The following is a 13767-nucleotide window of genomic DNA, read 5'->3' as shown; positions in this document are numbered from 1 at the left end:
TCACTCGTCGCTTGTCTTTGGGGGGATTCGGGTTGAGTCGACGGTGACTCAACCTACGCGAGGGCCCCAAGTTTGGCCCCTGACCGCATCGAACCCCAAACCGTAGTATCACCTGTCACCATGGCAAGATATTCGCGAATGCCCCAGTAGCTCAGTGGATAGAGCAGCCGCCTCCTAAGCGAAAGGTCGCAAGTTCGACTCTTGCCTGGGGCACCAGTTCCAGATATTTCCCTATGACACCGCGACCTGTGACGCGTCGATGACCTCGAACCGGATCCCGGCAGCCTGCAGGCGATCCAGGAGCGCGTCGCCCATCGCGACCGCGGTGGTGACCGAACCGGACGTCTCTGGCAGCGTGTCGAAGGCCAGGCAGAGCGCCGACTCGGCGAGCATCTTCGCCGTCTCGGTGTAGCCGGGGTCGCCTCCGGAGACCTTGGTGTGGATCTTCCGACCTCCGGACTCGGCGACGAAGTCCACGGTGAACCACGACTTCTCGCGGCGCCCCTCGGAGGGGCCGGTGCCCTGCTTGACCCGCTCGCCCAGCTTGGCCCGCAGCGGCGGCACCTGCATCGCGAGGGCGAGGGCGCCGACGCCGACGACGCCGACGACGGCGTACCTCAGTGTCTTGGTCCCGGCGAAGTGCGAGTAGGTGAAGGCGGGGCCGTAGGCCTCCAGCGCCCGCCCGGAGCGGGCGACGATGAACGGGTCGATGGTCGGCAGCGGCAGCAGCCAGTAGCCCAGCTCACTGTCACGGCCGAGGGATCGCCAAGAAAATGAGGCTAGCGCCGGTCGAGACGTACGCCCCTTCGGCCGCTCCTCGAGCGCACGGCGCTCGCGCGACGCGGCTGCCATCTCCCGGGGTCGCGACATCTGCCCCAGCGCGGAGTGGAAGGTGCCGCCGGAGAAGGTGGCGTTGGAGCGGACGACGCCCTTCATCGTCAGCGGCCCGGTGATCTCGCCGCCGGCGGCGAGCTCGCGCACCGTGAAGAAGGCCCCGAGGTCGTGCGGGATCGAGTCGAACCCGCAGGCGTGCACGATCCGGGCACCGTTGGCGCGGGCGGTGGCGTCGTGCTTCACGAACATCCGGTCGACGAACTCGGGTTCTCCGGTCAGGTCGACGTAGTCGGTGCCGGCCTCGGCGCAGGCCTTGACGAGCGGCTCGCCGTACTCCAGGTAGGGCCCGACGGTGGTGATCACGACGCGAGCACGAGCCGCCAGCGCGGCCAGCGACGAGGAGTCGTGCACGTCGGCCTGGAGGAGCTCGACGCCAGCAGCGTCGAGGTCGTCGCGAACGGCCTCGAGCCGCGACAGGGAGCGGCCGGCGAGGGCCCATCGCAGTCCTTCGGGCGCGTGCTCCGCGAGATATCTGGCCACCAGACCGCCCGTGAATCCGGTCGCGCCGAACAGGACGATGTCGAGATCGCGAGGAGACGTCATGACCGCTACCTTTCCAGAAGCAACGAAATCCGAGACGGCACGGGTCTTTCAGTGATCAAATGTTGCATCAATAGGGGTACTCTTGAGCGGTTTCTTTCGGTGAATCAGCATTTGAGTGAACGACCAGACACCATCCCCAACCACGAGATGAGTGAGACGAGCCTGTGGGCGACGCGGTGATCAGCGTTCTGCTGGCCGACGGTCACGACGTTGTGCGTGTCGGCGTGCGTACGGTCCTGCTGCCCGAACCGGACATCGAGGTCGTGGGTGAGGCCCGCACCGCCGCCGAGGCACGGCCTCTGATCGCGACGCTCCGTCCCGACGTACTCATCCTCGACGCTCACCTGCCCGACGCCTCCGGGGTGGCGCTCTGCCGGGAGGCGCTCGCGATGAAGAGCGACATCCGCTGCATGATCCTGGCCACCGACGCCGACGACGAGGTGATGAGCCAGGCGATCATGGCCGGAGCGGCCGGTTACGTGCTCAAGCAGATCGAGGCGACGAGCCTGGTCTCCGGCGTACGCCTGGTGGCCAGCGGCCACACCCTCTTCGACCCCGAGGCGGCCGCCAAGGTGGTCCACAACGTCGAGGAGCGCCGCCGGATGCACGAGGTGGTCGCCGACCTGACTCCGCAGCAGCGCCGGATCCTGGTCCTGCTCGCCGAGGGCATCTCCAACCGGCAGATCGCCGACCGTCTGGTGCTGGCGGAGAAGACCGTGAAGAACCACATCACCGGTCTGCTCGCCAAGCTCGGCGTCAGCCACCGCACCCAGGCCGCACTGATGGCGAGCCAGCTGCTCGAGGACGGCGTCGTCCCGCGGCCGGCTCCCCCGGCCGACGACGTGAGGCAGGCCAAGGGCGCCGCGCCCAACGGCGGGCCGATACCGCCGCATCCGCGCGGCCAGTCCCCCTCCCACACCCCTGGCCGATCGCGCTGACCGTCCCCTCGATCCAGGTACCGTGGATGGCATGTGCCGCAACATCCGCCCGCTCCACAACTTCGAGCCGCCCGCCACCAACGACGAGGTCACCGCTGCCGCCCTGCAGTTCGTACGCAAGGTGAGCGGCACGACCAAGCCTTCGGCCGCCAACCAGGAGGCCTTCGACCGCGCCGTCGCCGAGATCGCCCACATCACCCGGCATCTCCTCGACGATCTGGTCACCAACGCCCCCAAGAAGAACCGTGAGGTCGAGGCCGCGAAGCGCAAGGCTCGCGCCGAGGGCAGGTACGCCTCGTGACCCTCGCCCCGGAGGCGAGCAGCACCGACTCGTACGCAGAAGCCCTGGCCCTCCTGCAGGACCGCCGCCTCGTGGTGCTGACCGGGGCCGGCGTCTCGACCGACTCGGGCATCCCCGACTACCGCAGCCCGGGCAGCCCGTCACGGCAGCCGATGACCTTCCAGCAGTTCATCTCGGGCCCGCAGGAGCGGCAGCGCTACTGGGCGCGCAGCCACCTCGGCTGGCGGCGGATGGGCAGCGCGGTGCCGAACGCCGGCCATCGTGCCCTGGCCGCGATCGATCCCGAGCTGCTGATCACCCAGAACGTCGACGGTCTGCACGAGCAGGCGGCACCCGAGCTCGCCAGCAGCGGCCGGATCGTGACGCTCCACGGCCGGGTGGCCGATGTGATCTGCCTGTCCTGCCGCACCGTGAGCCCGCGTCGCGACCTCCAGGAGCGGATGGAGGCGCTCAATGCGGGCTGGGCCGAGGCGCACGCGGACGTCGAGACCCGGCCGGACGGTGATGTCGCGCTCGAGGAAACGCAGGACTTCGTCGTGCCCGACTGCGAGATCTGCGGTGGCATCCTCAAGCCTGACGTCGTCTTCTTCGGCGAGAACGTCCCCAAGGACCGGGTCGCCCGGTGCATGGCGGCCGTCGACGCGCTGGCAGAACCAGGCCCCGGAGCTCAGGCCCGCGACGAGCGGCACGAGGGGAAGGGCGTGCTGCTCGTCGCGGGCTCGAGTCTGGCGGTGATGAGTGGCTATCGGTTCGTGCGCCGGGCGGCGAAGGCCGGGATCCCGGTCGTCATCGTCAACCGCGGCGCGACCAGGGGCGATGGGGAGGCTGCCTACAAGCTGGAGGTCGGAACCAGCGAGTTCCTCACCACCTTGGCGTCACGCCGAGCGTGACTGGATCGGCAGGTCGGCCATGCGGCCGGCGGCCTCGTCGACGGAGAGTCTGGCACCGATGAAGAAGTGGTAGACCGGGCCTTCGTCGATCAGCAGCACCTTGGCGCTGTGGTAGTCACCGCCGAGGTCGGTGAGCACGATCTCCTCGCCGCGCTCGAGGTGACGAGTCAGGCCGGTGTCGGTGTGGTGGACGGCGACTGGGCGGAACGTCTCATCCAGCTCGCGACCGCGAGCGGGCAGATGAACGACCTCCATAGAGCTCTCCCCTCCGGAGACCCCCGCAAGTCTCGACATGACAACTGCTGAACGTCTCCCTCCAGCAGGCCTTGCACGTCAAACATAAGCATCTATGACGTAATCGGTCCAGAGTCGTGTGCCAGAATCTGCCGACGTCGAGAGAATTTCACCCGCGGTTGCAAAGGTGGGCCCGAAGTGGACACAGCGTTGCCACATCGAAGACGACTCGTGGAGCCGACGAACGACGCGATGTGTCGAGCTTGTCGAGATGAATCTGCGGGTCAGAGAGCCTTGACGAAGATATGGTCCGCGGCCTCAGGGATGATCTCCGCGGTCTCCCCACCGGAGCCGAGCATGACCCCGTCGGGGGTCGCCTTGATCGCGACGGTCTGGTCCGGGGTCGCACCGACCCGGCGCAGGGCGCTCATCAGCGACTCGTCCTTCTGCATCTCCTCCGAGATGCGGCGCACCAGGACGGTGGCGCGCTCGGAGGTCGCCGCGGCCGTGAGCGACTGGACGCCGGCCATGAAGTCCTCGTCGGCGGGCTTGCCGCCGAGCTCGTCGAGACCCGGGATCGGGTTGCCGTAGGGCGACTCGGTCGGGTCGCCGAGCAGGTCGAGCAGTCGCTTCTCGACGGTGTCCGACATGACGTGCTCCCAGCGGCACGCCTCCTCGTGGACGAGCTCCCAGTCGAGGCCGATGACGTCGGTCAGCAGCCGCTCGGCGAGGCGGTGCTTGCGCATCACCCGGGTGGCCAGGCGAAGGCCCTCGTCGGTGAGCTGCAGGTGGCGGTCACCCTCGACGGTGAGCAGCCCGTCGCGCTCCATCCGGGCGACGGTCTGGGAGACCGTGGGGCCGGACTGGTGCAGGCGCTCGGCGATGCGGGCGCGCAGCGGAACGATTCCCTCTTCGACCAGCTCGTAGATCGTGCGGAGGTACATCTCGGTGGTGTCGATGAGATCGCTCACGGGCTAATCCTACATCCTTGAATCAGTCAGAAAAACCGAACCCAGCAGGTGTGTCCCGAAACGACGTCGGCCTGCAGGAGAGATCAGCGCGGCGTGATCCCCTAAGAGCCCTGGCGTTCGAGGGCCTCGTTGTATCTGGACAGCATAGCGCTGAGCCGGTCGATCTCGTCGGGACTCCAGTCGGCCAGCCGGTCGTTGAACCGTACGCGACGCTCCCGCGCCACCCGCTCGAGCCCCTCGCGGGCCTCGGCGGTCACCGAGACCAGGCTGGCCCGCCCGTCCTCGGGGTCGGGATGGCGTTCGAGCAGGCCCAGGTCGATCATGGCCTGCACCATCCGGCTGACCGCCCCCTTGTCGATCCCGAGCCCGTCGACCAGCGCGGAGGCGCGCACCGGGCCACGCTCGGCGATCCAGGTCAGCATCATGTAGCCGCCGGGCGGCAGATCCGGGTGAAGCATCCGGCCGCGTGCCTTCATCGCCCGCTTGGCCCGCCACACGAGCACGCCGACCTCGGACTCGAGCCGGCTGAGCGACTCACCGCGAGGACCGTCCTCGAGCTGCTCGCCCTGAGCGGCGTCCTCCATGGCTGTCATCCCTGTCATCTCCGGCCCGCTCCCCCCGCCTCGAGCTCCGCGGCGACCTCAGGAGCGATCTCATCGTCAGCGAGGTCCTCGATCGTAGTCTTGAGCGGAACCTCCTTGATACCCAGGATCGCAACCAGCGCGATGACCGCGCACGGGATGGCCACCAGGAAGAGATCGGCCGTGGCGACGGCGAAGGCGTGCTCGTAGAGCGCCTGCACGGCGCTTGGCATGCTCGCCGGGTCGGCGAGCCCGCCGCCCTGCAGGCTCTGGAGCTCCTCAGGGGTCACCTTTCCGCTGGCCACCAGCCCTGGGATGCCATCGGTGATGACGTCCTCGACCCGGTGGGAGAGCACGGCGCCGAGCGCGGCGATGCCCATCGAGCCACCCATCGACCGGAAGAACGCGACGACCGAGGACCCGGCACCCATGTCCTTGTTGTCGAGGTTGTTCTGCACCGCGAGGACGAGGTTCTGGTTGGTGGCACCGACACCGAGACCGAGGATGGCCATGAAGGCGCCGACCAAGGCCAGGTTGGTGTGCTCGTCGATCGTGCTGAGCAGGAAGAGCCCGATCGGCAGCATGATGCCGCCGAAGATCAGGTAGCGCTTCCAGCGTCCGGTGGAGCTGATCAGGCGTCCGGTGACCATTCCGGCACCGGAGAGTCCGAGCACCATGCAGATCGACATCAGGCCGGCGTGGGTCGGCGTCATCCCGCGGGCGGTCTGGAAGTACTGCTGGAGGTAGACCGTCGCCCCGAACATCCCGGCACCGACGAAGAACGAGGCGAGGGTGGAGAGGACCATCGTGCGGTCGCGGAAGAGGCGCAGCGGGATGATCGGCTCCTTGGCGAACCTGCCCTCGACCAGGATCGCGAGCGCCAGCACGACGACGCTGCCGGCGACCAGGGCGTACGACATCAGCGAGGTCCACGCGAAGGAGTCGCCACCCAGGGTGACCCAGATCAGCAGCGTGGAGACGCCGGCGACCAGCAGGAACGCGCCGAGGTAGTCGATGCTGACCTCGCGGCGTACGTGCGGGAGGTGCAGGGTCTTCTGGAGCAGGATGAAGGCGACCACCGCGAACGGCACACCGACGTAGAAGACGCCGGGCCAGCCCAGCGGGGAGTCGACGATCACGCCGCCGACGAGCGGCCCGATGACGGTGGCCAGGGCGAAGACCGCGCCGATGTAGCCCGAGTAGCGGCCGCGCTCACGCGGGGAGACGATCATCGCGATGATCACCTGGATCAAGGCGATGATGCCGCCCATGCCGAGGCCGGCGATGACCCGGCCGGTGATGATCACCGGCATCGACGGCGCCAGACCACAGATCGCCGAGCCGACGATGAACAGGCCGAGCGCGGCCTGGACCAGCATCTTCTTGTTGTAGAGGTCGGCGAGCTTGCCCCAGATCGGCGTGGTCGCAGTCATCGCCAGCATGCTCGAGACGACGATCCAGGTGTAGCCGCTCTGGGTGCCACCGAGGTCGGTGACGATCCGCGGCAGGGCGTTGGCGACCGACGTGCTGGACAGCATGGCGACGAAGAGCGCCATCAGAAGGCCGGAGAGGACCTCCATGATCTGGCGGTGGGTCATCTGCGGCGCGGCGATGGCCTGCGACGACTGCTGGGACTCTGACAAGTGGTGACTCGGCTTTCACGAGAATTGGTTGAACATCGACAACCAATGTACGTCCGATTAGTTGCTAAACGCAACTTGTCGCCGGTCCCGGCTGATCCCAACACTGCAGAAAACGGGGCGACCCGCAGGCGGGCCTGGTGGCCGACCCGGTGGATGAGTCCGGTACGCCTGCGGGTCGGGTGGCTGCTGGTGAATTGCCAGCCCCCATCCGTAGTTGGGGAAGCTGCTAGCGAGCAGCCACCTCACGCATCCAATCGTTCTTCATCTGATCGGATCACCTCCTTTCCCGTGTGGCTCAACGGTAGGCGCCGGGTCATAGCGGGATCAAAGGGTTATTTCTCAGAGTTGCAGCTCAGGCGGGCTCCTCGACGAGGGCGTGGCTGAACTGCGACTGATAGAGCTCGGCGTACGCACCCTTCGCCTCGAGCAGCTCGGCGTGGTTGCCCTGCTCGACGATCGCGCCGTCGCGCATGACCAGGATCAGGTCGGCGTCGCGGATCGTGGAGAGCCGGTGGGCGATCACGAACGACGTACGGTCCGAGCGCAACGCCGCCATGGCGTGCTGCAGGAGCAGCTCGGTGCGGGTGTCGACCGAGGAGGTCGCCTCGTCGAGGATCAGCAGCGACGGCTCGGCGAGGAACGCGCGGGCGATGGTGATCAGCTGCCGCTCGCCCGCCGAGAGGTTGCCGCCCTCGTCGGTGATCAGGGTGTCGTAGCCGTCCGGCAGCGAGTGCACGAACCTGTCGACGTACGTCGCCCGGGCCGCCTCGAGGAGCTCCTCCTCGGTCGCGTCCGGCCGGCCGTAGCGGATGTTGTCGCGGATCGTGCCTTCGAAGAGCCAGGTGTCCTGGAGCACCATCCCGGTGCGTTCACGCAGGTCGGAACGGGGAATCGAGGCGATGTCGACGCCGTCGAGGGTGATCTGGCCGGCGTCGAGCTCGTAGAACCTCATGATCAGGTTGACCAGGGTGGTCTTGCCCGCACCGGTGGGCCCGACGATCGCGACGGTCTGCCCGGGACGGGCCACGAGGGACAGGTCCTCGATGAGCGGCCTGTCCTTGTCGTAGGAGAAGCTCACGTGCTCGAACCGGACCTCGCCGGCACCGGCGCCGTTCCCGGGAGCGCCGACATCGGGCGTCTGCTCCTCGGCGTCGAGCAGCTCGAAGACCCGCTCGGCCGAGGCGACGCCCGACTGGAGCAGGTTCATCATCGAGGCGAGGGTGGTGATGGGCTGGGTGAACTGGCGCGAGTACTGGATGAAGGCCTGCAGCTCACCCAGGCTCAGCGCCCCGCTGGCGACCCGGAGGGACCCGACCACGCAGACCACCACGAACATCAGGTTGCCGACGAACATCATCAGCGGCATCAGGATCCCGCTGATGAACTGTGCCTTGAAGGATGCGGCGAAGAGCTTGTCGTTCTCCTCGGCGAAGGTCTTCTCGACCTCCTCCTGACGCCCGAAGACCTTGACCAGGTCGTGGCCGGAGAAGGTCTCCTCGATGTGACCGTTGAGCTTGCCGGTGTGGCGCCACTGGGCCACGAACTGGCCCTGCGACCGCTTCATCACCGCACTGGTCACCACCAGCGAGACCGGCACCGCAAGCAGCGCGATCAGGGCCAGGACCGGGCTGATCCAGAACATCATGAACAGCACCGTGACCAGCGTGAACAGAGCGGTCAGCACCTGGCTGAAGGTCTGCTGCAGGGTCTGGCTGATGTTGTCGATGTCGTTGGTGACCCGGCTGAGCAGCTCACCTCGCGGCTGCTTGTCGAAGTAGGACAGCGGGACGCTGTGGACCTTCTTCTCGACGTCCTCGCGCAGGCCCTTCACGGTGCCCTGGACGACCGAGTTGAGGATCCAGCCCTGCACGAAGGAGAGCAGGGAGGCGACGAGATAGACGGCGAGCACCACCAGCAGCGCGCTGCGCAGCGCGTCGAAGTCGACGCCCTGGCCCGGGGTGACGTACTCCATCCCGGAGAGCATGTCGGCGAGCTTGTCGTCGCCCTGGGCACGCAGACCCTCGACGGCCTCCTCCTGCGTCACCCCCGCCGGCAGCTCCCTGGAGAAGACGCCGCCGAAGATGATGTTGGTCGCCTTGCCCAGCAGCCACGGACCCAGCGACATCAGGGTGACGCTGACCGCGGCCAGGGCGATGGTGGCGAAGGCGTGGATCCTGTAGGGCGCCATCCGGCGCAGCAACCGCTTGGCCGAGGGGACGAAGTTCATCGCCTTGTCCCCCACCGCGCCGCCCGCGCCCATCGGGCCGGGGCCGCCCTGGGGACGTACGATCCGCTCGGTCTTCTTCATCTGGCCGTTCTGGCCCGTCTTGGGGTCGCTCATGCCGCGGCCTCCTCTGCACTGAGCTGGGAGGAGACGATCTCCTGGTAGGTGGCGTTGCCGGCGAGGAGCTCCTCGTGGGTGCCCTCGCCGACGATGGCGCCGTCCTCGAGCACGAGGATCTTGTCGGCGTCGCGGATCGTGGAGACCCGCTGGGCGACCACGATGACCGTGGCGTTGCGGGTCTCGGGGGCGAGCGCCGCGCGGAGGCGGGCGTCGGTGGCGACGTCGAGCGCGGAGAAGGAGTCGTCGAAGAGATAGATGTCGGGCCTCCTCACCAGCGCCCGGGCGATGGCCAGACGTTGCCGCTGACCACCGGAGACGTTGGTGCCGCCCTGGTCGATCTCGGCGTCGAGGCCAGTGCCGTCCTCGGGGGCCATCCGCTCCACGAAGTCACGCGCCTGGGCGACCTCGAGAGCATGCCAGAGCTCCTCGTCGGTGGCGTCCGGCTTGCCGTGGAGCAGGTTGGAGCGGACGGTGCCGGTGAAGAGGAAGGCCTTCTGCGGCACCAACCCGAGGGAGCTGCGCAGGGTGGCCGGGTCGAGGTCGCGTACGTCGATCCCACCGACGCGGACGACACCGGCCGTCGCGTCGAAGAGCCGCGGGATGAGGCCGAGGAGGGTCGTCTTGCCGGCGCCGGTGGAGCCGATGATCGCGACGGTCTGGCCGGGCCTGGCCTCGAAGGTGAGGTCGTGGAGGACGGGGTGGTCCGCGCCGGGGTAGGTGAAGCCCGCTCCGTTCAGGTCGACGTGCCCGTGCCGGGAGATCTCGGTGACGCCCGCCGCCGGCGGGGTCACGCTGGTCTCGGTGTCGAGGACCTCGGTGATCCGGTCGGCGCAGACGGCCGCACGCGGGACCTGCATGAGCATGAAGGTGCCCATCATGATCGACATCAGGATCTGCATCAGGTACTGCAGGAAGGCGGTCAGCGGGCCGACCTGCATCAACCCGTTGTCGACCCGGATGCCGCCGAACCAGATCACCGCGACGCTGGCGACGTTGATGACCAGCATCATCAGCGGGAACATCGTCGACATCCAGCGCCCCGCGCGCAGCGCGACGTCGGTGAGCTCGTCGTTGGCCTTGGCGAAGCGCTCGGTCTCCTGACGCTCGCGTACGAACGCCCGGATCACCCGGATGCCGGTGATCTGCTCGCGCAGGATGCGGTTGACCGCGTCGATGCGCTCCTGCACCTTGCGGAAGTTGGGGACCATGCCGCGCACGACCACGGTCATGGAGATGAGCAACGCGGGGATGACGACCGCGAGCAGCCAGGAGAGCCCGGCGTCGACCTGGATGGCCATCACGACGCCGCCGACCATCATCATCGGCACCATCACCGCGAGGGTGCAGGTGAGCACGGCGAGCATCTGGACCTGCTGGACGTCGTTCGTGGTCCGGGTGATCAGCGACGGGGCGCCGAAGCGGCCGACCTCGCGAGCGCTGAAGGAGCCGACCTTCGCGAAGATCGCCGCACGCAGGTCGCGGCCGAAGCTCATCGAGCTGCGGGCGGCGAAGTAGACGCTGGTGATCGAGGCGAGGATCTGCACCAGCGCCACGCCGAGCATGATCGCGCCGATCTCGAGGATGTAACGGGTGTCGCCCTCGGCGACGCCCTTGTCGATGATGTCGGCGTTCAGGCTGGGCAGCAGCATGAAGGCCGAGGTCGACAAGAGCTGCAGGATCGCGATGACGACCAGGAATCTCTTGTACGGGAGCAGGTAGTCCCGCAGGAGTCGGAGAAGCATTCAGGAGGTCTCTCTGGTCAGGATGCCGCCGAGCAGCACGTCGATGACGTCCTCGCTGCTCAACGGCTGGTTCGTTCGGTTCAGACCAGGGAGCCAGGCCCCGATCGTGAGGCTGCGCAGCACCAGCGCGGCCTTGCGCGGCGGCAGCCGCAGCTCGTTCACGTGCGGCTCGAAGACGAGCCTCGTCAGGTTGTCGATGAGGGCCTTGTTGGCCTCGATGAGGAACTTCGGAGGACCGGGCGGATGACGTACGCCCTCGGGATCCGGCTCCTCCGTCACGGCCGAGCGCACGGCCATCATGACGAGGAGGCCACGCTGCGAGGTCGCGGCGAGCAGGTCGATCACGGCACGGAGCTTGTCCTCGATGTCGGCCTTGCCCTCCACCACCTCCGCCATCGACTGACCACCCCTGGTCGGGTCGAAGACGTTCTCGGCGACCGCTCGGTAGAGCTCCCGCTTGTCGCGGAAGTGCCGGAAGATCGTGCCTTCGGCGACTCCGGCCGCCTCGGCGATGAGCCTGGTCGTTGTCGCCGTGCCGTGCTCGATCAGCAGCGTCTCCGTCGCCGCGATGATCGCGGCGCGCCGGTCGGCTGCAGGAATCGGCTTGGCCCGCGTACGTCGTTCGTCCACATGGGCCAGCGTAAGTGAGTGAGTACTCACTCACAAACCTAATTATGGGTGGATGCTCCTCCCAAACCCTGTTCGACCGGATGCGGACTAGGGCATGCTGGGCCCCACTGTCGGGCCGACAAGGGCCATGGCAGCGGTGGTCCCGACAATCTCGACCACCGAATCCAGGAATGGAGACAGCATGCGTAGGTTGTTGACAGGCGCGGCCGCAGTCGCGCTGGGGGTCACCGGCACCCTCGTCATGGCGAACTCGGGCAACGCCACCTCTGACCAGGAGGTCCGCTATGTCGTGGCATATGCCGAGGGATCCTCGGCCGCCAGCGCCCGTGCCGCGGTGAAGGCCGCGGGGGGCGAGATCATCTCTGAGAACAGTGCCATCGGAGTCGCGACGGTCACCGCGGGTGAGGGATTCGCCGAGGCGGCCAACGCCTCGAACGCCCTCGTCGGCGCGGCCCAGGACAGGATCGTGGGCGCCACGACTCCTGACGCGGCCAGCAAGGCACGCAAGCAGGAGGTGTCGAAGGTCGAGACCGAGTTCCGGTCCGGCAAGGGCACCGCACCCAAGACCCCGAAGCCCAAGGGATCCACGGAGCCGCTCTCCGGTCTGCAGTGGGACATGAAGCAGATCGACGCCGCGGCGGCCAACAAGACCGAGCGCGGCAAGGGTGTCCGCGTCGGCATTCTGGACACCGGTGTCGACGGGTCGCACCCCGACATCGCGCCCAACTTCGACGCGCGACTGAGCCGCAACTTCACCACCGACATCCCGGTCGACGCCAACGGCGCCACGGTCGACGGTCCGTGTGAGGACGAGCCCGACGCGTCCTGCAGCGACGCGGCCGACGTCGACGAGAACGGCCACGGCACCCACGTCGCCTCCACCATCGCCTCGCCGGTCAACGGCGTCGGCATCACCGGCGTCGCCCCGGAGGCCGACATCGTCAACCTGCGCGCCGGCCAGGACTCCGGCTACTTCTTCCTGCAGCCGTCGGTCGACGCGCTGACCTACGCCGGCCGCAACGGCATCGACGTGGTCAACATGAGCTACTACGTCGACCCGTGGCTGTTCAACTGCACCAACCACCCCGCCGACTCGGCCGCGGACCAGGCCGAGCAGGTCACGATCATCACCGCGATGCAGCGTGCCCTCGACTACGCCCGCGCCCGTGGCGTCACCCTCGTCGCGGCCGCCGGCAACCAGGCGATCGACTACACCAAGCCGCAGACCGACGCGAGCAGCCCCGACTACGCCAGCGAGCCCGGCGAGGCCGCCTACGTCCGTGACCTGCTCGACCCGGAGTCGTGCGTCTCGATGCCCACCGAGGGCAACGGGGTCATCGCGGTCAGCTCCACCGGTCCGTCCGAGCGCAAGTCCTACTACTCCAGCTACGGCGACGGCTTCGTCGACGTCGCGGCGCCTGGTGGGGATGCGTACGACACTGCAGACGGGACGCGCGACTACGCCGCCACCATCCTGGCCGCCTACCCGTACGACCTCGGTGTTGCCGAGGGCGCGATCGACCCGGCGACCGGCGAGGTCCTGGTGCCGTGGGCGGTCGCGGACTGCTCCAGCGGTGAGTGCTCCTACTACCAGTACCTGCAGGGCACCTCGATGGCCTCCCCGCACGCTGCTGGTGTGGCCGCGCTGATCGTCGGCGAGTACGGCAGCCGCGACTACTCCGGCAAGACCCTCTCGCCCAAGAAGGTCGAGAAGATCCTGCTCAAGTCGGCCACCGACAAGGCCTGCCCGGTCCCGGCGGACTTCACCTACGTACGCCACCTGCCCAACGGCACGACGGCGACCTCGACCCACACCTGTGAGGGTGGCGAGGCCCCGAACGGCTTCTACGGCAGCGGCATCGTCGACGCCAAGGCGGCGGTCAGCCACTGACCAGCTGCAGGGATACCCGGTTAACCGGGTATCCCTGCACTTCTCTGGCATTGCAACACCTGAGAAGTGCAGGTTTCACCGGTTAACCGGGGATTCCTACCGCCACCACGGGCCCGGATGCTCAACCCGAGCATCCGGGCCCTTCGCGTCCCATAGGGTTCGGCC

12 protein-coding genes and 1 tRNA gene are annotated in these 13767 nt (G+C 67.8%); 5 read left to right on the top strand and 8 right to left on the bottom strand.

What is annotated here, in order from left to right:
- The first annotated feature begins 140 nt into the window (after window positions 1-140).
- Window positions 141-216 (top strand) — tRNA-Arg (locus ACIO3S_RS04370).
- A gap of 15 nt (window positions 217-231) precedes the next feature.
- Here the strand turns inward: ACIO3S_RS04370 and ACIO3S_RS04365 are convergent.
- Window positions 232-1437 carry a saccharopine dehydrogenase family protein gene (locus ACIO3S_RS04365; RefSeq protein ID WP_400459891.1) on the bottom strand — a complete coding sequence of 402 codons (1206 nt, stop codon included), beginning with the start codon at window positions 1435-1437 and terminating at the stop codon, window positions 232-234.
- Between the two features lie 176 nt (window positions 1438-1613).
- Here ACIO3S_RS04365 and ACIO3S_RS04360 point away from each other — a divergent pair, with 176 nt between their 5' ends.
- Genes ACIO3S_RS04360 through ACIO3S_RS04350 form a run of 3 tightly spaced genes read left to right on the top strand, consistent with a single transcriptional unit; the run spans window position 1614 to window position 3566 of the window.
- Window positions 1614-2375, top strand: a complete 762-nt coding sequence (locus ACIO3S_RS04360; protein WP_160025538.1) for a response regulator transcription factor — start codon at window positions 1614-1616, stop codon at window positions 2373-2375.
- A gap of 31 nt (window positions 2376-2406) precedes the next feature.
- Window positions 2407-2676 (top strand): DUF2277 domain-containing protein, encoded by a 270-nt coding sequence (locus tag ACIO3S_RS04355; protein WP_160025540.1) that lies wholly within the window; start codon window positions 2407-2409, stop codon window positions 2674-2676.
- Window positions 2673-3566 carry a Sir2 family NAD-dependent protein deacetylase gene (locus ACIO3S_RS04350; protein WP_400459887.1) on the top strand — a complete coding sequence of 298 codons (894 nt, stop codon included), beginning with the start codon at window positions 2673-2675 and terminating at the stop codon, window positions 3564-3566. Before ACIO3S_RS04355 ends, ACIO3S_RS04350 begins: the two co-directional genes overlap by 4 nt.
- Here ACIO3S_RS04350 and ACIO3S_RS04345 read toward each other — a convergent pair.
- From ACIO3S_RS04345 to ACIO3S_RS04315, 7 genes are all read right to left on the bottom strand, one after another.
- Window positions 3552-3821: a hypothetical protein gene (locus ACIO3S_RS04345; RefSeq protein WP_160025542.1), complete on the bottom strand. Its 270-nt coding sequence runs from the start codon at window positions 3819-3821 to the stop codon at window positions 3552-3554. The genes ACIO3S_RS04350 and ACIO3S_RS04345 overlap by 15 nt on opposite strands.
- 263 nt (window positions 3822-4084) lie before the next feature.
- Complete coding sequence (locus ACIO3S_RS04340; protein ID WP_160025543.1) at window positions 4085-4771, bottom strand: metal-dependent transcriptional regulator; 687 nt, start codon at window positions 4769-4771, stop codon at window positions 4085-4087.
- A gap of 101 nt (window positions 4772-4872) precedes the next feature.
- Window positions 4873-5364: a MarR family winged helix-turn-helix transcriptional regulator gene (locus ACIO3S_RS04335; RefSeq protein WP_400459882.1), complete on the bottom strand. Its 492-nt coding sequence runs from the start codon at window positions 5362-5364 to the stop codon at window positions 4873-4875.
- A gap of 5 nt (window positions 5365-5369) precedes the next feature.
- Entirely contained in the window at window positions 5370-6995 is a 1626-nt protein-coding gene (locus ACIO3S_RS04330; RefSeq protein WP_400459879.1) for an MDR family MFS transporter, read from the bottom strand.
- A 352-nt stretch (window positions 6996-7347) separates the two neighbouring features.
- A complete protein-coding gene (locus tag ACIO3S_RS04325) occupies window positions 7348-9336 on the bottom strand; it encodes an ABC transporter ATP-binding protein (RefSeq protein ID WP_400459876.1) in 1989 nt (662 codons plus the stop codon).
- Window positions 9333-11081: an ABC transporter ATP-binding protein gene (locus ACIO3S_RS04320; RefSeq protein WP_400459873.1), complete on the bottom strand. Its 1749-nt coding sequence runs from the start codon at window positions 11079-11081 to the stop codon at window positions 9333-9335. Before ACIO3S_RS04320 ends, ACIO3S_RS04325 begins: the two co-directional genes overlap by 4 nt.
- Window positions 11082-11711 carry a TetR/AcrR family transcriptional regulator gene (locus ACIO3S_RS04315; RefSeq protein ID WP_400459870.1) on the bottom strand — a complete coding sequence of 210 codons (630 nt, stop codon included), beginning with the start codon at window positions 11709-11711 and terminating at the stop codon, window positions 11082-11084.
- 181 nt (window positions 11712-11892) lie between these two features.
- Here ACIO3S_RS04315 and ACIO3S_RS04310 point away from each other — a divergent pair, with 181 nt between their 5' ends.
- Entirely contained in the window at window positions 11893-13602 is a 1710-nt protein-coding gene (locus tag ACIO3S_RS04310; RefSeq protein ID WP_400459867.1) for a S8 family peptidase, read from the top strand.
- The last annotated feature ends 165 nt before the right edge of the window (window positions 13603-13767 follow it).

The organism is Nocardioides sp. NPDC087217, from assembly GCF_044744805.1.
In the GTDB taxonomy this organism is placed as follows: Bacteria; Actinomycetota; Actinomycetes; order Propionibacteriales; family Nocardioidaceae; genus Nocardioides.
The sequence above is the reverse complement of the archived record's forward strand: the minus strand, read 5'-3'. Positions and strand labels throughout refer to the sequence as shown.

Excerpts from the sequence above, each read along its gene's own strand:
- ACIO3S_RS04365 (WP_400459891.1), bottom strand. The coding sequence starts at position 1,437 with ATGACGTCTCCTCGCGATCTCGACATCGTCCTGTTCGGCGCGACCGGA.
- ACIO3S_RS04355 (WP_160025540.1), top strand. The coding sequence starts at position 2,407 with ATGTGCCGCAACATCCGCCCGCTCCACAACTTCGAGCCGCCCGCCACC.
- ACIO3S_RS04345 (WP_160025542.1), bottom strand. The coding sequence starts at position 3,821 with ATGGAGGTCGTTCATCTGCCCGCTCGCGGTCGCGAGCTGGATGAGACG.
- ACIO3S_RS04335 (WP_400459882.1), bottom strand. The coding sequence starts at position 5,364 with ATGACAGCCATGGAGGACGCCGCTCAGGGCGAGCAGCTCGAGGACGGT.
- ACIO3S_RS04325 (WP_400459876.1), bottom strand. The coding sequence starts at position 9,336 with ATGAGCGACCCCAAGACGGGCCAGAACGGCCAGATGAAGAAGACCGAG.
- ACIO3S_RS04320 (WP_400459873.1), bottom strand. The coding sequence starts at position 11,081 with ATGCTTCTCCGACTCCTGCGGGACTACCTGCTCCCGTACAAGAGATTC.
- ACIO3S_RS04310 (WP_400459867.1), top strand. The coding sequence starts at position 11,893 with ATGCGTAGGTTGTTGACAGGCGCGGCCGCAGTCGCGCTGGGGGTCACC.